Source organism: Bacillus sp. EB01 (assembly GCF_000613125.1).
GTDB lineage: Bacteria > Bacillota > Bacilli > Bacillales > Cytobacillaceae > Bacillus_D.
On record NZ_HG964497.1, the window covers coordinates 955,292 to 977,219 of the forward strand.

Consider the following 21,928-nt stretch of genomic DNA (forward strand, 5'->3'; position numbering starts at 1 on the left):
GCTCAGTTTCACTGAGCGGATTTTTATTTTATCAGGAGGGGATTTTCATGGAACATCAAATTCAGATTGAGGGGTTGGACCTAGCAAAGGCAATCGAAGAAACGGCCAGTCAATACAAGCTTGATATTACAGAAATTATGGGGAAAGTAGCTGAGTGGCGGGCATCAGGCAAAGATGTAAACTACCAGGCAATGTTATATGCATTGAATAGAATAGCAATGGACCAGCCAAATTGGACTTTTTTAGCAGCAAGACTTTATCTTAAAGAATTATATAAAGAAGCAGCAAGAAACCGCGGATACGACGCGGATTTACAATATGGCGATTTATATAACCTGATTATAACTTTAACGAAAAAAGGGATTTACTCCCCGGAGCTATTAAACACATATACAAGAGAAGAAATAGAGGAACTCGAAAGGGAAATTAAACCTGAAAAAGACTGCCTCTTTAATTACATAGGATTATTTTTATTCGCAGACAGGTATTTGGCAAGGGACCATGAGAGAAATTTATTCGAGCTGCCTCAGGAACGATTTATGATTATCGCAATGTATTTATTGATGAATGAGCCTAAGCCCAACAGGCTTTCCCTTATCAAAGAAGCTTATTGGGCCATGAGCAATTTATACATGACCGTGGCGACACCTACCCTTTCCAATGCCGGGAAAAATTATGGCCAACTTTCCTCCTGCTTCATTGATACGGTTGAGGATTCTCTCGATGGTATCTACTTGAACAATTGGGATATCGCGCGATTAAGCAAGGATGGCGGCGGGATTGGAGTATATTACGGGAAAGTTCGCGCGCTTGGCTCTGATATAAAAGGCTTCAAAGGAATGTCTTCCGGAGTCATTCCCTGGATCCGTCTCATTAACGGAACAGCGGTAAGCGTCGACCAGCTTGGACAAAGGCAAGGAGCTATCGCAGTCTATCTTGATGTTTTTCATAAAGATATCATGAACGGTTTCCTCGATTTAAAAACCAATAATGGTGATGAACGGAGAAAAGCTCATGATATTTTTACAGGTGTAGCGATTCCTGACCTGTTTATGGAAATGCTGCTTGAAACAGATGAACATGGGCGGAGTATTGGAGTGTGGCACACCTTTTGTCCCCACCAAGTAAAGCAATTGATGGGATGGAAAGATGAAAACGGACAGCCACTTGGGCTAGAGGACTTTTATGATGATGTCGATAAAAAGATGTTCACCGAAAAATACATGGAAGCTGTCAGCAATCCACTCCTGCCAAGGAAAACATATCGGGCAATGGATATCATGGCGAGAATAATGGTGGCCCAGCTTGAGACCGGGACTCCTTATATGTTCTATAGGGATGAAGTAAACCGCCAGAATCCTAATAAACACCTGCTCGGTGAAGGAAGGACGGCGATTTATTGCAGTAACTTATGTACGGAGATCACCCAGAACATGTCACCAACAACGATTATTAACGAATATGAGAATCAAGACGGCAATCTGGTGACAGTCCGAAAGCCTGGTAATTTCGTTGTTTGCAACCTCTCCTCAATCAATTTGGCAAAAGCATTTTCAGCTTCGGTACTGGAACGACTCATTAAAATCCAGGTCAGGATGCTTGATAACGTCATTGATTTAAACACGATTCCGGTTGCACAGGCTCAGAAAACCAATCAAATGTTCAGGGCAATTGGCCTTGGTTCGTTCGGTTGGCATCACTTGCTGGCATTAGAAGGAATCCATTGGGAATCTGAAAAGGCGGTTGAATTTGCAGATAAGCTTTACGAGGATATCGCTTATTACACAATCCTTTCCTCAATGGAACTAGCAAAGGAAAAAGGAGCCTACAGCAAATTCAAAGGTTCTGAATGGGAAACCGGCAATTATTTTAAAAGAAAAAATTACACATCGAGCCGTTGGCAAGATCTGAAGGATAAGATTCAGACACACGGCCTTCGCAATGGCTGGCTCATGGCGGTCGCACCCAATTCCTCTACCGCAAAAATAGGCGGTTCTACGGATGGAATCGACCCGCTCTACTCGGTGGAATACGCGGAAGAAAAAAAGAACTTCAAGTTTAAGGTAACAGCACCGGATTTAAACCATGTTACCTATAACTATTACCGCCGCGCCCGGCATGAACTTGACCAAACCTGGAGCATCCGCCAGAATGCCAAACGCCAGCGACATATCGACCAATCAATCAGCTTCAATCTTTACGTGAGGCATGACATTAAGGCGAAGGACCTATTAAACCTCCATATCGAATCATGGAAACAGGGATTGAAGACTACCTATTATGTCCGGAGTACGTCACAGGCCCAAATTGAAGAATGTGAAGCTTGTCATAGTTAACTAGAGAGGAGAAACCCATGAATATATATGCCCCTTTAACTAAAAGCAAATTATTAAATCTTAGTGAACCAAACCGGTCAACTGGGATTATCAACGGAAAAACATCCGGTTTGCTCAACTGGAATGATATTGCCTATCCGCAGATGTACGACGTTTATCAAACGCTGCTGTCAAACTTCTGGAAAGCGCAGGAGATTAATATGCAAGATGATATAAAGCAGTGGGACTACCTTAGCGAAATAGAAAAAGACATCTTTTTACGGGTCAATACTCAGCTTGCTTCGTTGGACAGCCTCCAGACACCAACGATGAGCCAGGTTATGGACTATGTCACCGATTCAAGTTTTAAAGCAATTTTTGCTGTCATCTCCCAACAAGAAGCTGTCCATAATGAATCATACTCATATATCCTTAGCTCACTGGTGCCTTTAAGCGAACAAAACAATCGTTTCAATCAAGCCAAAGAAGATCGGATTGTTCAAAAAAGAAATAAGTTCATTTTACAATCATATGAGCAATTTCGAAGTGAACCGTCCCCCCAAGCATTATTTGAGCTAGGGATAAACTCCATTAACCTGGAAGGAATTTATTTTTACGCGGGCTTCGCCTTTTTTTACAATCTTGCCCGCCAGCAAAAGATGCTTAAAACAAGCACCATGATCAGCTATATTCAACGTGATGAAATGCAGCATGCCTATTTCATGTCACAGTTTATCCGAATTATGTTAGCAGAAAACCCCGAACTAAATACAAGTGAAAACATTCAATTTATCTATGAGGCTATTGGACAAGCTGTTTTATTGGAGAAGGAATGGGCAGACGAAATCCTGCACGACATCAATGGAATCGATCTTGAAGAGTTTCATTCATACATCGAATATTTGGCCAATAAAAGACTGCGTCAATTAGGATTTACTAATTTATTTAAGGAAAGAGAAAACCCGATGCCATGGATTCACGTTTTTAGCGATGAAATGATCAATGAAACGAAATCCGATTTTTTTGAGCAAAAATCCCGAACATATTCAAAGGTGACTCAATCCAATGGCTTTGATGAGCTATAAAAAGAATATCGCTATAATTTACACATCTATAACCGGAAACACGAAAGAGCTTGCAGAAATAATAGAAAGCGAGTTTAGGAAACTGTCCATATATCCTGTCATCTATCAGGCGAACCTGTTCCCAATGGAAATACTTGGCACATTTGACGCTGTGATTGTCGGAACGTATACGTGGGGTAATGGAACACTGCCCCGTGAAATTCTCCCTATTTATAATGGATTTGAAACTCAAGATGTTTCAGAAGTTGTGACCGGGGTGATTGGCACCGGGGACAGTTTCTATCCCAACTTTTGTGGTGCTGTCGATGAGTTTAGGGATATGCTTTTCGTACAGTCTAGGCTAGCAGCTACCTTAAAAGTGGAACTAAAACCTCAAATGACCGACCTGCCACGCTGCAAGAGGTTTGTGGAAAGTATACTAAAATGTGTGGAGAAAGTTAAAAATTAATGAATATAAGGTTTTCCATGTTAGAGCCATACATTAATCCGGCTTAGTCTAATTAGGAAAAGAGCAGTCCAATTCATTCCGAATTGGACTGCAAAGTTGCGGATTTCAAACCCCTATCTGTGAGAACTATTTTTTATCATACCCATAAACTTCTTCCCTTGAATGGAATCCATCCGCAATTACGATCTCGTCAATTGTATTTTTATCGACCGCGATTGGTGGAAGTAGTACGGACGGGACCTCTACTTTGCCATTGTTTATAATCCTGAATGTTTCTGGGCTTTCACCTTTTGCAAGCTGGACAGCAAGCCGGGCAGCTTCCTCAGTTAAGGATTTAATCGACTTATACACAGTCATTTTCTGAGTTCCGGAAAGAATTCTGTGCATGGCTGCAAGATCCGCGTCCTGGCCGGCAACGGGGATTTTGCCCTCTAGTCCCTGCGCCTTAAGTGCTTGTATCACTCCACCGGCAGTGGCATCATTTGCTGCAATAACGGCATCAATCTGATTACCATTGGCCTCCAAGGCGGCCTGCATGTTTGCAAAGGCATTGTCCGGTGTCCAATCCTTACTCCATTGGTCATATACTACCTTTATGTCCCCTTTATCAATAAAAGGTTGTAGGACTTTGAAAACACCTTTTTTAATTAAATGTGCATTATAATCTGTCTCGGCTCCTCCGATATAGACATATTTGCCTTTTGGAACCAAATCCGTTATCGCCTTGGCTTGCAGCTCACCGACCTGGAGATTATCGAAGGAAACATAATAATTAAGATTGGCGTTTTTTACAAGACGGTCATAGGCAATGACCTTTATGCCAGCGAGATGAGCTTTGTCAACAATTGTGGCCATGGATTCCGCATTATGGGGAACGACAACCAGAACGTCTACGCCCTTGCTAATTAGCGTTTCAGCTTGAGCAATTTGCAATGCGTCATCCCCACTGGCAGCCGTCACCTCTACCTCTGCACCTAAAGCGCGAACAGCCTCTATGAATAAATCCCGATCCTTCAGCCATCTGTCCTCCCGCAATGTATCCATTGAAAAGCCGATTTTGATTTTACTGTTATCAAGTTTTGGATCTTCACGCTGCGGTTTCTTCGGTTTCTCCGTTAATGGCGGCTTATCCAGGGCAACCTCTTTTTCACAAGCTTGGAGAACACTTATTAGGCTTATAGCCATCAGGAAAATTACGATGATGGTAAATATCCTCCGCATTTCATTCCACCTTTTCCATTTTCCTTACTTGAATTGCTTTATTGCCAAAAAGACTGGTTCGGTACTCTTTTGGCGATGTACCAGTTGCTTTTTTAAAAACCTTACTGAAATAGTTTGGTTCATGATATCCAACCTCGAAAGTTATTTCTTTAATGCTTTTTTCAAGGTCATTCAGTAGTTTTTTGGCCTTCTCTATGCGGCATTCTGTTAAAAAATCAATATAATTAACACCAAGCTTTTCCTTAAAAATTTTGCTAATATAAATCGGGCTTAAGCCTACTTTATTGCCAAGCGCCTCAAGCGAAATATCTTCATGAGAATGCTCAATAATATAGTGTTTTATTTTCAAAATTGAATCTGTATCCTTCTTCTCGTAGTTCTCGGCATGCTTCTGTCTAATCTTCTCCAGCAAATAACTTGTCTCAGAACGGAGATGGCGATAATCTTGGGCTTGTGCTGAATAAATGGGCGTTTCCACCTCAATGCCTATTTCATCCATCAACCGGGTTGTAAGCCAAAGTAATTCAAGTACCCTCTGCTGGGCTTGAAGCAGATTGACTCCGTCATTTTCACAGGATTGAATAACTTCCATTACACCCTGGCGGACTTGTCCCCATTCTCCTAACCTGACCTGGTCGAAGAACTGTTTTTGCTTTTGCTTGTCGTGCTGCCTGTTTCCATCTCCTCCAAGTATTGGGGTATCCATATAAAAACGGTGCCGGGCTGGGATGGTCCTATCCATGGAAGCTATTAATGATTCCTGATACGATTGCCTGATTTGATCGAGTGAATCGCACACATTTCCAATTCCTATGAACCAATCTTTGCTAAGGCTCGAATTTGATAAGGAAAGTATATCCCTCGCTAGTGAGGCCGCCTGGGATCGGAACGATACATCCTGTTTCCTGAACACAATGATAGGAATCTGGTGGCTATACATGGCTCCAACCCACCCGCTATGTGCCTTTCTAACCTTTTCTTTCACCATTGAGTAATAAGACTCAGGCTCTTCCGGCAAGATAACAAGCATTATAAAACTTTGATTTGCTGATCGTATATCTAGCATTTCAACAAGCATATTGATATGGACCTCATGTACATGGTCAAACAACAATTGGGTGACAACATCGGTTTCGACGAGTGCCAGTGCTTTTTGCATAGCCGCATCCTGAATCTTTCTAGACTCAAGACTGTGCTTTTCCGACTTGCACTCTTGCAGCACCCTGCCGACAGTCGTGGTTATTTCCGTGGCTTTGCTCGGTTTTAGCAAATAATCTTTAACGCCAAGCTTAATCGCCTGACGTGCATATTCAAACATATCAAAGGCTGTAACCATGACAAATTTTATATGTGGCTGATTTTCCTTAATTGCCGCTATTGCCTCAAGACCGCTCATGCCTGGCATCTTGATATCCATTAAAATAAGATCGGGATGAAATTCATCTGCAAGCGCAATGGCCGTACTACCATTCTTGGCCTCTTCGATAAGGATGTCAGGAAACGCCTTCTGCAATATCGCGCGAAGCCCTTCTCTTTCAATCTGTTCGTCATCAACAATCAGGAGCTTCATCATGCTACTTGGTTCTCCTTAGTTTTAGGTATTTTCAAGACAATCTTTGTTCCTTTATCTTTATTGCTCAGGATTTCCATTACATCTTGCTGTCCGTAAAAAAGGCGGAGGCGCTGTATGACATTGCTAAAGCCGATTCCCGTGGACTGGCCATCCGTCTTAACAGGAAGTTCCTCTAAAATAGACCTAATTGTATCTGCCGCCATCCCCGGCCCGTCATCTTCAAGTTCAATAAGGATCCATTCACCCCCATCAACGACCCGGAACCATATAGACCCGCCATTTTCCCTCGGTTCAATCGCGTGGATGACAGCGTTTTCAACAATAGGCTGCAATGTCAGACCCGGTATTTGGATATCCAGGCATGATTCATCGATTTCCTTATAAAATTGAAGGCGTTCTGTAAACCTCGCTTTTTGAATTTCGATATACTGTTGCAATACATCGGCCTCTTCACCTAGTGTGACAGAAGTGTCGATTCTTTTTAGGTTGTATCGCAATAGTCCAGCTACGTTTACAAGCAGATCACTCGTCTCTTCGGCCCCCTCAAGATACGCTTTTTTGGAAAGTATATTAAGAGTGTTAAAGAGAAAATGCGGATTTATCTGGCTCTGCAAAGTACGAAGCTGACTTTCCTGCAAAAGAAGCTTGTTTTCCTGCAGTTCCCGTTCAAGAAGCGCCTTTTCTCGGATTTCTGATATTAAGTTATTAATATTGATTCTCATCCGGTCAAACGTTTTTCCAAGAAAAGCAATTTCATCATTAGATTTAATGTCGATTTTCAAATCAAACCGTCCCTTTGACAGTTCGTTTGCTGCCTGGGTCAATTTAAGAACGGGTTTTGTAATACTTCTCGAAAACCAGTACGTAATCGCCAGCATTAAAAAGGTGATAAGAAGCATAAGCCAAATCCCTAATGTCCGCAGATCATTGGACTGCTGGATAATACCGTGATAAAAACTTTCATATGTTTTTAATTCCTTGTCCAACAAAACAAGTGTTGTATCAGAAATATATCCTGTAATTCGTGTTGCTTCAGAAAATTCCTTTAAAGACGCCTCGGTTTCATTTTCTGTTTGGAACAGGAGAGACCTATCCACTGTTTCTATCAGGCTATCAATCAAGTTTACAATGTTTGTAAGTTCAAAATCGTTCTCGTCGTTTTTAAGAGCAAAGACTTTATATTTTGCACTCCGCAGCTCCCCTTTACTTTTAATAACCTCCTCGAAATTTTCCTTTGAAGACTTTATCAAGTAATCGTTCACATCTGTAATCAGTTTCTGGCTTGAAATCGTCACTTCGTTTAGGCTTAAGTAACGCTCAAGGATATCATTATATTGGGTTTGCGTTTTTTGATTGTAAAAAGTAAGCGCCCCCCAAATTGAGGCCATTATGAAAAGGACTGTAATGGCATGCATCCATATTTTCTTTTGAATTTTGCTCATTTCAAAAATCCATCGCCTTTAAAACTGTAATATCGGTATGATAACCATCCATATTAAGCGGTACTGTCTCTCCCCGCAGCCATTTCATGATCAAGCTAACACTTACTTTCCCCATCGATTCGGGTGATTGCTTTATTACTGCATCAAGCTTGCGTTCACTAAGCAGCCGCATCGTTTCAGGACCGTCATCAAATGTGTATATATAATAAGGTTCGACCATTGCCCGCCTTTCAATTTCCTGAATCATCGCCCCGGCCATATCGGCATCAACAGCTATGAATCCGTCCACATTTGGCGAGTTATTCAATAATTCCTGCGTAGTTGCAATAACCTGATCCTTCGTATCCGTGGTTTCAGCTCTGATGATAGACATGCCTGGATTGTTCTTAAAAACGTCCAGTATGCCTTGCAGGCGTTGTTTCTGATAATAATCCTGCTGCAAGTCACCGATAAGCGCTACTTTGCCTGTTGGCCCCATGTCTTCGAGAAGTTGATTCGCAATCATTTTCCCGGATAAATACTGATTGGAGCCGACATAGGTCCTTCTTAAGCTTTGATCCGCCTGAACATCATTTGCAACAGTGATAATCGGTATCCCATAAAATGCAGCCTTGAATTTTGTTAATTCTTTAAACTCCTCTGTATCAAGCCCCTGCACGATAATGCCATCCACCTTTGAATGGATCGCAATTTCAACTTCCTTTAAAAAGTCCTCTTTATTGTTTCCATAGCTTCCCCAAACTTCAAGGCGTGCCCCTTCTTCTTGAGCCTGTTCAAGCGCGCCGCTTCCTACCTCTTCCCAGAAGGGCGTCTCCAGCTCTTGTGTAATTAGAACAAGCCGAATTTTTTCTTGGTTTGCCTGAGAGTTATTTGGCAGCTGCCAATCTGGTTGCAGTACTTTTTCCGCTGACAATGCTGTAAAGTAAAACAGTGTGATACCTATAATACTGAGCAGAACTATAACCGTTTTTTGCAAGAAACTATCTCCTTTTCCATAGAAGAATCCGCCTGTTTTCATGATAACACCTATTAGCATTTGTTCAATATGTTTTAAGGATAGCAGGAACGGTTGGGACATAGACTGGCAGTTTTCTGTAACTCTTTTGCCATAGTTTGGACTGTGTACAATTGCAGCTCCAGACAAGTAGAGGAAAAGGATAAAATAGCAAATAGAGGGACCAAGTCAGCCCCCCTCGCCTAAACTATTATCCTCTCTTTTTCCGGGTCATGACATCAAATATGACTGCTCCGGCCAATACACCACCTCGAATCATATACTGCATTGAAACGCCAACACCTAGCAGGTTCATTCCGCTAGACAGTGAAGCCATAACAATCGCACCAATAATGGCTCCGGTTACCTTACCAACACCACCTGCAGAGGAAACCCCGCCAACATAGGCTGCTGCAACCGCATCAAGCTCAAACAGTGTACCCGCTGTCGTTGTAGCTGACTGAAGGCGGGAAGTGAACAAAATCCCTGAAAGTGCAGCGAGCATTCCCATTGAACCAAAAACTATATAGATAATCTTATTGACATTAATTCCGCTCAGATGAGCTGCTTCCGGATTGCTGCCGACTGCGTAAACATGCCTTCCGAGGACTGTTTTGGTTGCCAGGAAATGATAAACGACCACAACTAGAAGCATAATGATTACTGTCCACGAAAATCCATTATAGCCAGCCAGTATCCAGGTTATATAAGCAATGATTGCTGAAACGAATACGAGTTTAAACGTAAAGATACTATTGGAAGTGACCTCAAATTGGTACTTCAGTTTATTCCTCCGTGTGGAGAATTCGCTGTAAATATACAAAAGAATTGCAACAAGGCCCAAAAGCAAGGTGAGCAAATGAAGTCCATTTACCTGGGCGATGGAAGGAATGTAGCCATTTCCAATTGCATTGAACGCATCATTTTTAATGATAATTGTTCCCGAACCTTCTGTTACCCGCAGTAGAGCACCCCGGAAAATCAGCCACCCTGCTAGGGTCGCAACAAAGGAAGGAATCCCAAACTTTGCAACCAGTGTACCGTTGAAAAGACCGATAAGAACGCCCAGGACAAGGATAATCGGGATTGTCACAAAAACAGGCACTCCATATCTTGTAAGGAGAATCGCCGCAATCGCACCCATGAATCCTGCGGCAAAACCTACCGACAAATCAATATGCCGAATAACGATAACCAGAGTCATACCGACTGCCAAGACAGCAATATAACCAGCTGAATCCAATAGATTACTAATGTTACGTGAAGATATGAACAGTCCGTCAGTCATGATGGTGAAGGTGAGCATAATGACAAACAGGGCAATATACATACCATAGTCACGGATATTTTCTTTGAACAGTGTTTTTGCTTCATTTACAAAACCCATCTACCTAAACCCTCCTATTGCGTAGCAAGCTGCATGATATTTTCTTGATTTGCCTCTTCTATCGACAACTCACCTTTAATCGCGCCCTCAGCCATAACATACACACGATCGCTCATGCCCAGCACCTCACCGAGTTCCGAGGAAATCATGATTATACTCATACCTTCATTAATCAATTTGTTCATAATTGTATATATTTCAAATTTTGCACCAACATCAATGCCGCGTGTCGGCTCATCGAGTATTAACAACTTCGGCCCTACAAATAGCCATTTGCCCAGTGATACCTTCTGCTGATTGCCACCGCTCAAATTACCTACGAGCTGCTCAATCGACGGAGCCTTAATATACATCGATTCCTTATATTCTCTTACCTTCTTAATTTCTTCGTTATCATTAATAACTCCATTTGCGGCCACGCTTTTCAGATTTGCGGCGGATACATTGTTTTTAATATCCTGTATCAAAAATAAACCGTTACCCTTTCGATCTTCCGTTACGTAGGCAATTCCAGCTCTTATAGCATCACTTGTATGTTTCAGGTTTCTAGTCTTGCCATCCACAAACAGCTCGCCCTGCAATTTATAGGATTTCGGATTACCAAAGACACTCAACGCAAGTTCGGTTCTGCCCGATCCCATTAATCCGGCAATCCCGACAATTTCACCTTTATTTACATGAAAATCAACATTTTTGACAACCTGGCGGGCCAACTGGGTATCATAAGCAGACCAATTGCGCAGTTCAAGAACCTTTTCGCCGAATGTTTTAGTTGGCCGCTTAGGATAAATATCCTCGATTTCCCGGCCGACCATGTTCTTGATAATGACGTTTTCCTGAACTTCGCCCTTTGCTTTATCCAATGTGCAGATGGTTTGGCCATCACGCAGCACCGTTGCCTTATCCGCGATTGCGATAACCTCTTTCAGCTTGTGAGAAATCATGATACAAGTAATCCCCTGCTGTTTTAGCTCACCCAATAGCTTTAACAGATTTTCACTGTCATCTTCATTAAGTGCTGCAGTAGGCTCATCAAGAATAAGAAGCTTAACGTCTTTGCTTAAGGCTTTTGCAATTTCGACCAATTGCTGTTTGCCCACGCTTAAATCCTTTACAAGTGTTTCCGGATTCACATCGAGCTTAACCTTTTCCAGCATGTTCTTGGACTGGGCAATTGTCTGATTCCAGTCTACGACACCACCACGTCTAATTTCATTGCCAACAAAAATGTTCTCGTACACAGTAAGGTCCGGGAACAAAGCCAGCTCCTGGTATATGATGACGATGCCCGCTTTTACACTGTCATTGATTTTATTGAATTTCTGCACGCTGCCCTCGAATACAATATCCCCTTCATACGTACCGAAAGGATAAACTCCGCTCAGTACTTTCATCAGGGTAGATTTGCCGGCTCCGTTTTCACCGATCAGACAGTGTATCTCGCCCTTCTCCACCTTGAAGTTAACATTTGAGAGCGCCTTGACTCCTGTGAATTCCTTGGAAATAGTCTTCATCTCCAAAATATAGTCGCTCAACTCTCGAACCCTCCCTTAGCCAAACAAGTGTAACCCGAAATAGTGATAGACGAGTCTATCACCATTCCGCGTCATCTTTATGCTATTTTCTTAATTTGTCCAGCTGCAGCGCCCAGCGGCTAGTGTCCTTCAGGCCCTCTCCTTACGATAAGTCAACATCGAAACGGCTTAAGGCCTCTTCGTGTTTTTTTTTATCTCGTTCAGGAGCCCTCCAGGCCATACGCCGCTAAACAGGCGCTACCACTTTTCTACTCAAGGCCTGTAAATTCATCTGCTTTGTAATACTCAGAATCAATCAGTTCTTTTTTAACATTTTCTTTGTTAACGACGATAACATTTGTTTGCTTTGCTTTTACCTCGATTTCGCCGTTGTCATACGAGCCTGTTGTTTCAGGTTTCTTATCGTCAAGGATATTGATGGCCATGCCCATTGCATCTTTAACAAGAGTACGGACATCCTTGAATACTGTCATCGATTGTTTGCCATCAATAATGTATTGAATTGAAGCTTTTTCAGCATCCTGGCCAGTTACTGTGTAGCTTTTTACAGCACTGTCAGTTGCAAAAACGTCTGCAATGGAGCGTGCTGTTCCATCGTTTGGAGCAAGGATTGATACATCACCTTTTGCATCAGCGGCAGCTGCTGTCAAGTGTGTTTGCGCTTTATTTTTTGCCTCGTTAGCATCCCAGTTCGTTGTTACCTGACCAATGACCTTGCTAAGCTCATCACGCGAAAGTTCAGCTTTATCCTTCAAAGCTTCAGCTTCACTGGAGTTAGCGATTTTGAATGTGCCATCAGCAATCTTTGGCTGAAGAACACTCCATGCGCCTTGGAAGAAAAGAAATGCGTTGTTGTCAGAAGCCGCACCTGCGTAAAGATACAATGGTACGTCTTTACCTTTTGCATTATCAATCAGGTATTGTCCCTGTGCTGCACCAACTGCAAGGCTATCAAATGTAACATAATAATCCACTGCATCTGTATCAGTTATAAGGCGGTCATAAGCAATGACTGTAACGCCATCTTTCTTGGCAGCTTCAACTGCAGCAGCTGCAGCAGCACCATCGTGAGGACAAATAATTAGGACATCGATTCCCTTGTTAAGCAATGTTTCAACGTTTTCTTTTTCTTTAGCGGAAGAACCTTGGCTAAATAGAATTTCAGTTGTATACTTGGTACCTTTCAACGCATCTTTAAAACGCTGTTCGTCCTGAACCCATCTTGGCTCATCTTTAGTTGGCAATACGATACCAACACTTATATCTTTGCTGCCGCCGCTAGTTCCCTGGCTGCAAGCTGATGCAAATACCATTACCATCATCACGGCAATCAAAAGGGAAATTAATTTCCTGCTTTTCTTCATTCTATTTCCTCCCAAAAAAGTAATCTTACAAATTAATTATCTTTTAGAAGCATGCCGTATGAAAGCGTTACCAATAGTAAACTTTTAATATCTTCTATACTTTTTTATCCTTTTACATAAATGTGTTTTACTTCTCTACAGGAATTGTTTGCAAGAACCTTTATTGATGGGGGACTACGTAATAAAGGTGAGTAGGGTATCAAAAGGAGGGGCTTTTTTATTTAACTCAAATTTAGGGTTAGTAGAACTGCAACCGATTAGGACAAATTTTATTAATCAGGACATTTCTCAGGATAATTAGGACAATCCTAGTATAGTACATATTCCTAGAATAAATAACTCGTTCACAAAACGTTTCCATCATACTCCCACAAGCCAAGCTGCCCCTTGGCAGGAATAAACTCATCCAGTGCCCGCATTCCTTCAACTTCCCAGGCGAAGCAGCCAACCCGATAGTCCCCAAGCCATAATTCCTTGCCTGAAATAATCCGTCCATCCTCCAGGACAGCCATCGTACCTGTATTTTCGATAACCCTTATACAATTTTTTAGCTCACAAACACCAATAATCATGCCAGTTGGCAGTGTTTCCGCTGAAAGGCCATGGAATTTAAGCAATTTCTGGACAGGACCAGCATTGCACGCCTTTTTATCAGGCCTCTTGCTAGAATGAATTGCAAGTTTGCCGCGATAATTGGTCCTCCACGTCCTGGTTTCGAACTGGGACTCCCCAAGTACAAACAAACTTGCCCATGGCTGAATCATGGATATAATTTTCATCATCATGCTCTCCTTGTGAAATAATATAGATTAGTTTTCCCGACGCCATGAAATATATCAGTCGCCTCTTGTTACACCTATTTAATATACAAGCCTAATTTGTAACTTGTTAGAAAAGGGACTGTAATTTATGCATGATAAGATGGAAGAAACGTTTTATACATAAGTGGAGGGACGGGGCATGGAATCATCATACTTAAAAAAATCGCTGGATGAGTGGAAAGAAGAAATCCTCGAATTGCTCGCGGAAATTGATAAGGAATATGAAAGTGTAAAGCAGGAGCTTCAAGTATACAGTTACAAGTTCAGCATAACCAAACAGGTAAGTCAATCCACGGTGAATGAGGAAATTATCCGTACGATCCGTGAGATTTACCATAAGCCTTTTGAAGAAAGATTTAACCAGTTGAAACTTGAAATCAAGGACCTTGAGGAAAAGAAAAAGGTCTTCGGCATGTTTGTTGAAAAGATTGATAAAGTACAGGGTAAGGATGAATATCAGACCAATGCGGAATTCATCGTCAGCCAAATCTCTTAAAGGCCCTCTAAGGGTCTTTTTTTAACGAATTTTAGCCAGAAGTCCCCTTCCTCAAAAATCCGAAAAATTTTAGGCGGGGGATGAATGGCGTGTGTTTTCTGTTTTGGGAAACTAAGGAAAACACTTAAATATATATATATGCCACAGCAAGACAAACATACGTTCTTTTTGGTAAAATATTCTTATATAGTATGTTCGATCAAACATGGACAAGGGAGGTGAAAAGATGGCTACCGACAAGAATGGAAACTATATAAAAGGTACCAAAAAAGAGTTGCCTGACGATTGGGTTACGTATGGGTATCGTTATGCAATTTTCCCGGCTGAAGAAGATAGAATAGTATTAGAACGCTCTTTCGGATGCGAACGAAAAGTATACAATGAGTATGTAGCTGGACTCTGCGAACATTTGGAGAAAATCGGGTTTCAAGGCGGCTATATTCAATACAAAACGCCTAACTACACCACCATCACTCAGAAATATGACTATCTCGATAAATCCAACGATTCGTTTGTTTACAATGATGCGAAAATCCGTTTTCAGGCCGCGTTGAAAAAATATAATGATGAATTCGCCAAAAAGCCGATGCAGTACAAAAAAGCGGTCCGGAAAAAGATGCGAACGACTGGGTATGTTCCTACTCTGCGAGACATTAAAGGCCTCCCCAAATTCCACAGCAAGAAGCAAGGAAAGTTCAGCTACTCCACCAATCAAACGAATGGAAATATTAAAATCGTCCAACGTAACCACCAATCCCTACTATGTATCCCGAAGTTTCGAAATGGAATCCCGATTGCCATGCATCGTGAGTTACCTGAAGAAGCCATTATCAAGAAGGCGACCATTAAACGGGAAGGAGATCGCTATATGGTATCGTTGTCTGTGGATTTTCCAATGAAACAAGAGCCTTTGCGGAGTAACATCAAGGATGATGAAGTGCTGGCTCTGGATTATAGCCAAACATATTTATACGTCGATAGCCAGGGTCGTAAAGCCGGGTATCCAAGGTACCATAAGATCATTGAAAAGCGCCAGAGACGGTTGAACAAGTCATTGGCCAGGAACTGGAATAAAGCCCTGGTCGATTCTGAGGGCAGGATTCTTTACTCAACTACTTATCAAAATACGCTTAAGAACTATCAAAAAACCATGGCCAAGGCAAAAAATCAGCGAAAAGATTTTCTCCACAAAAGAAGTAATCAGATAACCAATGATTATGGAGCTATCGTGGTGGAAGACCTGGATTTGAGCAATTTGGCACAATGCCTGTCCCTGGGCAAGAAATTGCATGACAACGGGTTTGGCATGTTTCGTACCATGTTGGAGTATAAAGCGAAGAAAAAAGGAAAGCATCTTATCTTTGCAGATAAATTCTTCCCATCCACTAAGCTTTGTAGTGAATGCTATTCAAAAAAGGAAACAGTGAAACTATCAGAGAGAGTATATGTGTGCGAGCATTGTCACACAAAAATGGATAGAGACTATAATGCGGCCAGAAATCTAAAACAGTACGGAATCAAGATACTTTCGGATTTAGGTTCTATGGCTGGGGTACCAGTGCCAATATAGGTTGTATCCATTTTCAGTAGTGGCAGGGACGCCACGAATTCAAGGCTAGTGACATGAGGCGATAGTCTTGTGGATGACCTAGCAATAAAAGAAAAAGGTGAAAGCCTTTGGAAGCCCCCACTCCAAATTTTGTAGAAATTAAGTGGTGGGTAGTTCACTATAATAAGGTAGATATCTCCCGCATTAGGGAATCTAAGATAAATACGTGTTTCAGTGGAGGATTTTAGAATGAGATTAAGTGTCCTGGACCAATCCGTTATCAGACAAGGGGAATCGACAAGTGATGCATTGCAAAACACCGTGAAGCTTGCCCAGCATACGGAGGAGCTGGGCTATACTAGGTTTTGGGTTGCCGAGCACCATAACAGCAACGGAATCGCAGGGTCGTCTCCTCAGGTTCTCATTTCACATATTGCTTCAAAAACGAATAAAATCCGCGTCGGCTCGGGTGGAGTTCTGCTCCCACAATACAGTCCCTTGAAAATTGCAGAAGACTTCAAGCTTCTTGAAGCTCTGTATCCAAACCGAATTGATTTGGGTATCGGACGCTCTCCTGGTGGTGCTCCTGCAACAAGGCTGGCATTGACCGATGGATTGAGCAAAAGCATGAACGAGTTTCCGAGGCAGGTCGTGGATTTGCAGGGCTTTTTGCAAAATCGCCTTCCTGAAGGTCACGCATTTCATCATGTGAAGGCCTTCCCGGAATCCAGCTCCATTCCGGATGTATGGATGCTGGGTGTTACCAAAAGAGGGGCCAGGCTCGCTGCAGAAAGTGGCACAGCTTTTACATTCGGACATTTCATCATCCCATCTGGCGGAAAACAGGCTGTGGACCATTATTTTGATACCTTTCAGCCCTCCCCCCTGCTCACCAGGCCAAAAGCAAATGTCTGTATTTTTGTCGTGTGCGCACAAACTCAGGAAGAGGCCGAAGAGCAGGCGATTACCCAGGATTTATGGCTGCTGGCTGTTGAAAGAGGCATGGATACTAGAATTCCTTCCCCTGAACAGGCGAGGAGAATGTCCTTAACAGCTGAAGACAAAGACAAAATACGGAAGAACAGAAAGCGGATGATTATCGGTACTCCTCAAAGTGTTAGGGATGAGCTACTACGTCTCAGTGAAATCTATCAAACCAATGAGTTCATGATTATTAACAATGTTCATGACCACGATGCTAAAATGAAAACTTATACGTTATTGGCAGAAACATTTCTATGACAAGAGCATCCATTTCGGTGGATGCTTTTTTTGGAAAAAAGCACCTTGCCGTAATGGTTTCCTATAAAATAAAGATACGCAATTCCAATTAGGAGGTTTGTATGTCCATAAATATTTATGCACTATATGTAAAAACGGCGAAAGCAAATGATGTGAAAAAATTTCTGAGTTACTGGCTTAGCCAGTCACATGGTGAATTACCGACTATCCAAAATGATCAGGATTCAGTCTTTGATTTTTTCAAAAATGAAGTTCCAACCTATTTTGCTGTTAGTCAACATAAAGAAGGCTGGATTTCAATTCTCCATGACTCCTATGAACCACAGCTGGATCTAGCCAACTTGCTTTCTGCTGAATTTAATTCTACTGTCATCCAGGCAATCGGCCAAAGTACTGTAGACACCTATATGGTCAGTGTCCATCAGGGCGGCGAACTGATTCGAAAGCTTCATAGCGGAGAGGATACAGAAGGGTTTGAACAGGAAGGTTCTCCATTCCCTTTTGAAAAAGAAATACTGGCACGTGTAGACAATGAAACTCATTTCTTTGATTATGATGACATGCAGGAGTTTTGCAAGAACTTTGGAATTGACCTTTTAGGAGAGGAAATCCAAAACGACAGGCACTGGACTGTGATGAAGATTTCGGAAAAAGCGGCACCAATGAAAGAGTCCTTCTTTAAGGCATTAACACGGAAACTCCGCGGAAAGTGAAATGCTGCGGAGTTTATGAACCACAAAAAAGGGGCTTCCATCCTAATGGAGCCTCTTTCTTATTTGGCGAGCAAGGTTGCAATCCGCATTTGCCAATGTTTCATTTGGGTGGCTCTGCCGCACTTTCACGGATGATGAGCTTTGTATTGATCGTAATCTTCTTGCTGACTTCGCGCTTGCTTGTTAGCCTGTCAATCAGCAAATCAACGGCGGTTTCTCCCATAATTTCCGTGTAAAGCTTCACGGTTGTCAACGGAGGCATCATATATTTCGCAGTGGCTACGTCATTGAATCCAACAATGCTTAACTGTTCCGGGATTTTAACACCAAGTTCATAAGCAGCTTTATAGCAGCCAACGGCAATTGTGTCATTTGCTACAAATACAGCTGTGGGTTTAATTTCACCACTAAGCATTTCCCTTAAATGGATATATCCGTCCTTTGGATCGTAACCGCCTATTTTCACTAACTCTTCGTTAAAAATATGTTTTTCTTTCAAATATGTCTCAAACACATCCTGGCGCAAATCCTTGAATCGGTTCCCGTACATATCAGTTTCCACTCCGCCAATAAACCCGATTCGTTCATGGCCCAAACCAATCAAGTAATTCAGGGCACTTTTTGTCGCTGACTTAAAGTCAATGTTCACCGAATCAAAATACTCTTCATCTGGGTTGGAATCAACAAAAACACACGGTGTATCAAAGCTTTTGATTTTCTCGATGTCTTTTTGTTTGAATGTTCCAAGCGCTAAAATTCCATCAAGCCTTTTCGGGGCATCCCCATTTCCTTCCTTATCAACCCGGTAAAAATCAATTCCTTTTTCCTTTAGCTTCTTTTCGAGAGCTACCCTGATCGATAAGTAATACGTATCGACCAGCTCTTCCTCGAGCGAGAAGGAATCGTATAGGCCTACCTTCCACTTGCTCTTTTGCTTTTTTTTCGGTTGTACCACATATGATAAATTCTCGGCTGCCTCGAATACTCTCTTTCTGGTTTCCGGGGACACATTAAGTGTATCGTCATAATTAAGGACCCTGGAGACTGTTGTTATTGAGACATTCGCCAGCTTGGCTATATCTTTTATGGTTGCCATTAGTTATCTCCTACTACTATTTAATTTCTTATCTTCACTTTTCTACATATTCAACTAATTTCCTTTAATTTTTTCCTTTTAAAAATAGCAGGCTTGGTTTCTGAAATCATAATTGCGCTTAGAATTAAAATCGCGCCAATCAGCATTTTGATTGTCATAACCTCACCCAAAAGCGCTACCGAAAAGACCATTCCCCAAAAGGATTCCGTCGAAAGGATGATTGCAGCAGTTGTTTCTGACATCCATTTTTGAGCCACGGTCTGGAGCAGGTAGGCAACAGTTGTTGAAAACACCCCTAGATACAATAGCGATAGCATCCCTTCACTCTCAATATGGCCGACGGGGTCACCCTTGAAGATAACTACTATAAGGCCAATGGCTGCAGCTGCAATCATTTGCATTAAGGTTAATAGGATTGGATCCGAATCCTTAACATACTTTGCCGTATAAAAAATTTGAAGCGCAAAGAAGACAGCACATCCGAGGGTCAGCAGATCGCCAATATTGACTCCTCCAGTTACCTTAAGCGAAAGGACCCCGACCCCAACCATCGCCATAATCGCACCAACTAATTCAAATGCGTCTACCTTTCTTTTATAAAAGATAAATGCGATAAAAGGGACTATAACGACATTAACGGCTGTTAAAAATGCATTTTTAGACGGTGTCGTAAATTGAAGACCTACCGTTTGGAGGGCAAATGCCCCATAAAGGAAAATTCCTAATATAACACCCTGGGTAATCGTCTTTCGGCTTATCCCTTTTAATTTCCGAAAAAATATCGCACATAAGATAATTGCACCTATCACAAATCTGCCAGCCAAAATCTGATACGGTGTCCAATGGTCAAGGGCTATCGCACTTGCCACGAACCCGCTGCCCCATATGACGGCTGTGATTGTTAGAAAAATTTCACCTAGATACTTTCGCATTTAATCCTCCCCGAACCTGTCATGTAAAAGTTGAAGGAAGACACTCGAGGTCCATGTGAACGAGGTATCAACCAAACCTTTGCCTGTGAATGGGTCGAAGTTTTCAGCCATTCCGCCTTGCAGTGTCAAATCAAGGAACTTGTTCCGCAGCCTTTCAGCCGTATCCTTATATCCATTCACCTTTAATGCATGAATAAATAAATACGTGACTGGCGCCCAAATCGGCCCGAGCCAATAGCCGTTTTCTTTATAATAAGGACTTGACGGACTCTCAGTTGCAAGGCCAAATTTTGTTTCGAAGCTTTCCTCCAGCTCGGCTACAAGTTTGTCCATAATGGCTTTTTCCAGTCGGTAGCCAATCAATACCGGCAGCCTGAGAATTAAGCTGGAGCGGATTGCTATCGGTTCAGCATCTTTTCCAAATCTGCCATAAAAGCCATTCTCATCGTACAACCTCTCGATTAGCAGGCTGAACATGGATTCTGCTCTATCCTTAAAGGAAGCTGATTCTTCTTTTTCACCAAGAATCTTAGCAAAAGATGCCATTATATCATATGTGCGGATGAGAAAGCTTGCCAGGTCGGGAGCTTCTACAGGCATGCCAGCGTGGAACAATGAAGCGTTATCCCAACCCGAATCATTTCCGTGTTTGTAATGGGGAAGACATCCATCAAACGTCCGGTAGCTGTCATAATAGGCTAATACCTTTTTGGTGGATTCATAGACTTCCCTAAGCCGGCCCTCCTCCTTGAAGTAGTCATTTTTTTGCATCAGCTGTTCATACACATAGGCAAAAACAGGCGGCTTAATGCAATTGTAGGAAATAAACTTATCATTTACAAAATCCGGATATGCACCCGATTCAGCCTGTGTATCCATGAAAATTTTCAGCTGACTGTAGGCAAGTTCAGGATGTTCTTTGCCCAAATTCAGGGCATTGAAGCAATTGTCCCAGGACCAAATATTGTACATCCAAAGCTTGGACATATACATGGCATAATCTTTTAACAGGCCATGCGGATGGACGACGCTTGACCAAGTAATATACGCCGCTCTTTCAATCGACGGGAGATACTCGCTCTCTAATTTCACAGGAGCCATCGATTGGAACCAGGCCTGATAAATTTTAGTGACCTTTTCTTTCCCTTCTTGAAACGAAAAATATTCTTTTTCTTTGTACACAGTCCGATAGCTTTCAAGAACATAGTGGCCCTTGCTTAAGCGAATATCAATGTATTCATTTCCAATCACATTCCAGGGTGCCTGAATATCCATAACCCCATTTAAATTAACGAGCATTATCTTTAATTCCTTGGGGTAAATATGATATTCATACATCCCTTCTTGCAATTCCATCATCGAATCATATTTACCTTTATCAGCAGTCAGCCTTAATTCTGCACCCCTTACTTCAATATGGAGTTCATCTTCCTTAGGAAGGATGATTTCGGCAACTGCTTCTTCAGATCCTTTTATAAAAAATTGAATAGAGACTTCCGTGGCATGGACTTCAAAATCCTGGTCAAGCCCGTCTTTTAGCACACCCACCTTGAATAAACGGGACGGGGCATCATCGCCCCCGTGAACGTCCCTTATATAAGTATCCTTCGAATCCTTTTCCTCCGAAATACAGAAATAGGAGCCAAATCTCGAAAAAGGAATTTCTTTAATATCTAGTTTCATCCTATCTCTCCTAGCCGGGGTCAGACCCTTAC

The 21,928-nt window shown here is 42.1% G+C and carries 18 protein-coding genes; 7 read left to right on the plus strand and 11 right to left on the minus strand.

The genetic code is table 11. The features are described from left to right. The first annotated feature begins 47 nt into the window (after positions 1 to 47). Genes TY16_RS04265 through TY16_RS04275 form a run of 3 tightly spaced genes read left to right on the plus strand, consistent with a single transcriptional unit; the run spans position 48 to position 3,848 of the window. On the plus strand, positions 48 to 2,336 hold the full coding sequence (locus TY16_RS04265) for a ribonucleoside-diphosphate reductase subunit alpha (RefSeq protein WP_043930525.1): 2,289 nt from the start codon (positions 48 to 50) through the stop codon (positions 2,334 to 2,336). A gap of 17 nt (positions 2,337 to 2,353) precedes the next feature. Next, on the plus strand, positions 2,354 to 3,400 hold the full coding sequence (locus TY16_RS04270) for a ribonucleotide-diphosphate reductase subunit beta (RefSeq protein ID WP_043930526.1): 1,047 nt from the start codon (positions 2,354 to 2,356) through the stop codon (positions 3,398 to 3,400). Further along, positions 3,381 to 3,848: a flavodoxin domain-containing protein gene (locus TY16_RS04275; protein ID WP_043930528.1), complete on the plus strand. Its 468-nt coding sequence runs from the start codon at positions 3,381 to 3,383 to the stop codon at positions 3,846 to 3,848. The genes TY16_RS04270 and TY16_RS04275 overlap by 20 nt, the downstream gene beginning before the upstream one ends. A 126-nt stretch (positions 3,849 to 3,974) precedes the next feature. On the opposite strand, the gene xylF is transcribed toward TY16_RS04275, so the two are convergent. From xylF to TY16_RS04315, 8 genes are all read right to left on the minus strand, one after another. After that, entirely contained in the window at positions 3,975 to 5,069 is a 1,095-nt protein-coding gene (gene xylF / locus TY16_RS04280) for a D-xylose ABC transporter substrate-binding protein (RefSeq protein ID WP_043930529.1), read from the minus strand. Position 5,070: 1 nt separating this feature from the next. Then, entirely contained in the window at positions 5,071 to 6,642 is a 1,572-nt protein-coding gene (locus TY16_RS04285; protein WP_043930530.1) for a response regulator, read from the minus strand. After that, positions 6,639 to 8,084, minus strand: a complete 1,446-nt coding sequence (locus TY16_RS04290; RefSeq protein ID WP_043930531.1) for a sensor histidine kinase — start codon at positions 8,082 to 8,084, stop codon at positions 6,639 to 6,641. Before TY16_RS04290 ends, TY16_RS04285 begins: the two co-directional genes overlap by 4 nt. 1 nt (position 8,085) lies before the next feature. Beyond that, positions 8,086 to 9,060, minus strand: coding sequence for a sugar ABC transporter substrate-binding protein (locus TY16_RS04295; RefSeq protein WP_043934500.1), 975 nt, complete (start codon positions 9,058 to 9,060; stop codon positions 8,086 to 8,088). 229 nt (positions 9,061 to 9,289) lie between these two features. Beyond that, positions 9,290 to 10,465: a sugar ABC transporter permease gene (locus TY16_RS04300; RefSeq protein ID WP_043930532.1), complete on the minus strand. Its 1,176-nt coding sequence runs from the start codon at positions 10,463 to 10,465 to the stop codon at positions 9,290 to 9,292. Between the two features lie 14 nt (positions 10,466 to 10,479). Next, the gene (locus TY16_RS04305; RefSeq protein WP_043930533.1) at positions 10,480 to 12,000 is read right to left on the minus strand and encodes a sugar ABC transporter ATP-binding protein; all 1,521 of its coding nucleotides are present in this window, start codon (positions 11,998 to 12,000) and stop codon (positions 10,480 to 10,482) included. Positions 12,001 to 12,248: 248 nt separating this feature from the next. After that, positions 12,249 to 13,364 (minus strand): sugar ABC transporter substrate-binding protein, encoded by a 1,116-nt coding sequence (locus TY16_RS04310; RefSeq protein ID WP_043930534.1) that lies wholly within the window; start codon positions 13,362 to 13,364, stop codon positions 12,249 to 12,251. 344 nt (positions 13,365 to 13,708) lie between these two features. Continuing rightward, a complete protein-coding gene (locus tag TY16_RS04315; RefSeq protein ID WP_331281053.1) occupies positions 13,709 to 14,146 on the minus strand; it encodes a 2-oxoglutarate dehydrogenase E1 in 438 nt (145 codons plus the stop codon). A 178-nt stretch (positions 14,147 to 14,324) separates the two neighbouring features. On the opposite strand from TY16_RS04315, the gene TY16_RS04320 reads away from it, so the two are divergent. The 4 genes from TY16_RS04320 to TY16_RS04335 all read left to right on the plus strand — a co-directional run bounded on the left by TY16_RS04320 (position 14,325) and on the right by TY16_RS04335 (position 18,185). Next, entirely contained in the window at positions 14,325 to 14,681 is a 357-nt protein-coding gene (locus TY16_RS04320; protein WP_043930536.1) for a hypothetical protein, read from the plus strand. Positions 14,682 to 14,907: 226 nt separating this feature from the next. Beyond that, positions 14,908 to 16,251 carry an RNA-guided endonuclease InsQ/TnpB family protein gene (locus TY16_RS04325; protein ID WP_043930537.1) on the plus strand — a complete coding sequence of 448 codons (1,344 nt, stop codon included), beginning with the start codon at positions 14,908 to 14,910 and terminating at the stop codon, positions 16,249 to 16,251. 228 nt (positions 16,252 to 16,479) lie between these two features. Continuing rightward, on the plus strand, positions 16,480 to 17,472 hold the full coding sequence (locus tag TY16_RS04330; RefSeq protein WP_043930538.1) for an LLM class flavin-dependent oxidoreductase: 993 nt from the start codon (positions 16,480 to 16,482) through the stop codon (positions 17,470 to 17,472). Positions 17,473 to 17,573: 101 nt separating this feature from the next. After that, entirely contained in the window at positions 17,574 to 18,185 is a 612-nt protein-coding gene (locus TY16_RS04335) for a hypothetical protein (protein WP_043930539.1), read from the plus strand. 100 nt (positions 18,186 to 18,285) lie between these two features. Here the strand turns inward: TY16_RS04335 and TY16_RS04340 are convergent, their stop codons facing one another. Genes TY16_RS04340 through TY16_RS04350 form a run of 3 tightly spaced genes read right to left on the minus strand, consistent with a single transcriptional unit; the run spans position 18,286 to position 21,896 of the window. Then, entirely contained in the window at positions 18,286 to 19,281 is a 996-nt protein-coding gene (locus TY16_RS04340; protein WP_043930540.1) for a LacI family DNA-binding transcriptional regulator, read from the minus strand. A gap of 50 nt (positions 19,282 to 19,331) precedes the next feature. Further along, a complete protein-coding gene (locus TY16_RS04345; protein ID WP_043930541.1) occupies positions 19,332 to 20,213 on the minus strand; it encodes a DMT family transporter in 882 nt (293 codons plus the stop codon). Next, positions 20,214 to 21,896: an amylo-alpha-1,6-glucosidase gene (locus TY16_RS04350; RefSeq protein WP_043930542.1), complete on the minus strand. Its 1,683-nt coding sequence runs from the start codon at positions 21,894 to 21,896 to the stop codon at positions 20,214 to 20,216. Between the last annotated feature and the right edge of the window lie 32 nt (positions 21,897 to 21,928).

What these genes read in the sequence shown, in the direction of transcription:
- TY16_RS04285 (WP_043930530.1), bottom strand. Translation starts at nt 6,642, where the DNA reads ATGATGAAGCTCCTGATTGTTGATGACGAACAGATTGAAAGAGAAGGG.
- TY16_RS04345 (WP_043930541.1), bottom strand. Translation starts at nt 20,213, where the DNA reads ATGCGAAAGTATCTAGGTGAAATTTTTCTAACAATCACAGCCGTCATA.
- TY16_RS04325 (WP_043930537.1), top strand. Translation starts at nt 14,908, where the DNA reads ATGGCTACCGACAAGAATGGAAACTATATAAAAGGTACCAAAAAAGAG.
- TY16_RS04340 (WP_043930540.1), bottom strand. Translation starts at nt 19,281, where the DNA reads ATGGCAACCATAAAAGATATAGCCAAGCTGGCGAATGTCTCAATAACA.
- TY16_RS04290 (WP_043930531.1), bottom strand. Translation starts at nt 8,084, where the DNA reads ATGAGCAAAATTCAAAAGAAAATATGGATGCATGCCATTACAGTCCTT.
- TY16_RS04320 (WP_043930536.1), top strand. Translation starts at nt 14,325, where the DNA reads ATGGAATCATCATACTTAAAAAAATCGCTGGATGAGTGGAAAGAAGAA.
- TY16_RS04275 (WP_043930528.1), top strand. Translation starts at nt 3,381, where the DNA reads ATGGCTTTGATGAGCTATAAAAAGAATATCGCTATAATTTACACATCT.
- TY16_RS04350 (WP_043930542.1), bottom strand. Translation starts at nt 21,896, where the DNA reads ATGAAACTAGATATTAAAGAAATTCCTTTTTCGAGATTTGGCTCCTAT.
- TY16_RS04300 (WP_043930532.1), bottom strand. Translation starts at nt 10,465, where the DNA reads ATGGGTTTTGTAAATGAAGCAAAAACACTGTTCAAAGAAAATATCCGT.
- TY16_RS04330 (WP_043930538.1), top strand. Translation starts at nt 16,480, where the DNA reads ATGAGATTAAGTGTCCTGGACCAATCCGTTATCAGACAAGGGGAATCG.
- TY16_RS04310 (WP_043930534.1), bottom strand. Translation starts at nt 13,364, where the DNA reads ATGAAGAAAAGCAGGAAATTAATTTCCCTTTTGATTGCCGTGATGATG.
- TY16_RS04270 (WP_043930526.1), top strand. Translation starts at nt 2,354, where the DNA reads ATGAATATATATGCCCCTTTAACTAAAAGCAAATTATTAAATCTTAGT.
- TY16_RS04315 (WP_331281053.1), bottom strand. Translation starts at nt 14,146, where the DNA reads ATGATGAAAATTATATCCATGATTCAGCCATGGGCAAGTTTGTTTGTA.
- TY16_RS04265 (WP_043930525.1), top strand. Translation starts at nt 48, where the DNA reads ATGGAACATCAAATTCAGATTGAGGGGTTGGACCTAGCAAAGGCAATC.
- TY16_RS04335 (WP_043930539.1), top strand. Translation starts at nt 17,574, where the DNA reads ATGTCCATAAATATTTATGCACTATATGTAAAAACGGCGAAAGCAAAT.
- xylF (WP_043930529.1), bottom strand. Translation starts at nt 5,069, where the DNA reads ATGCGGAGGATATTTACCATCATCGTAATTTTCCTGATGGCTATAAGC.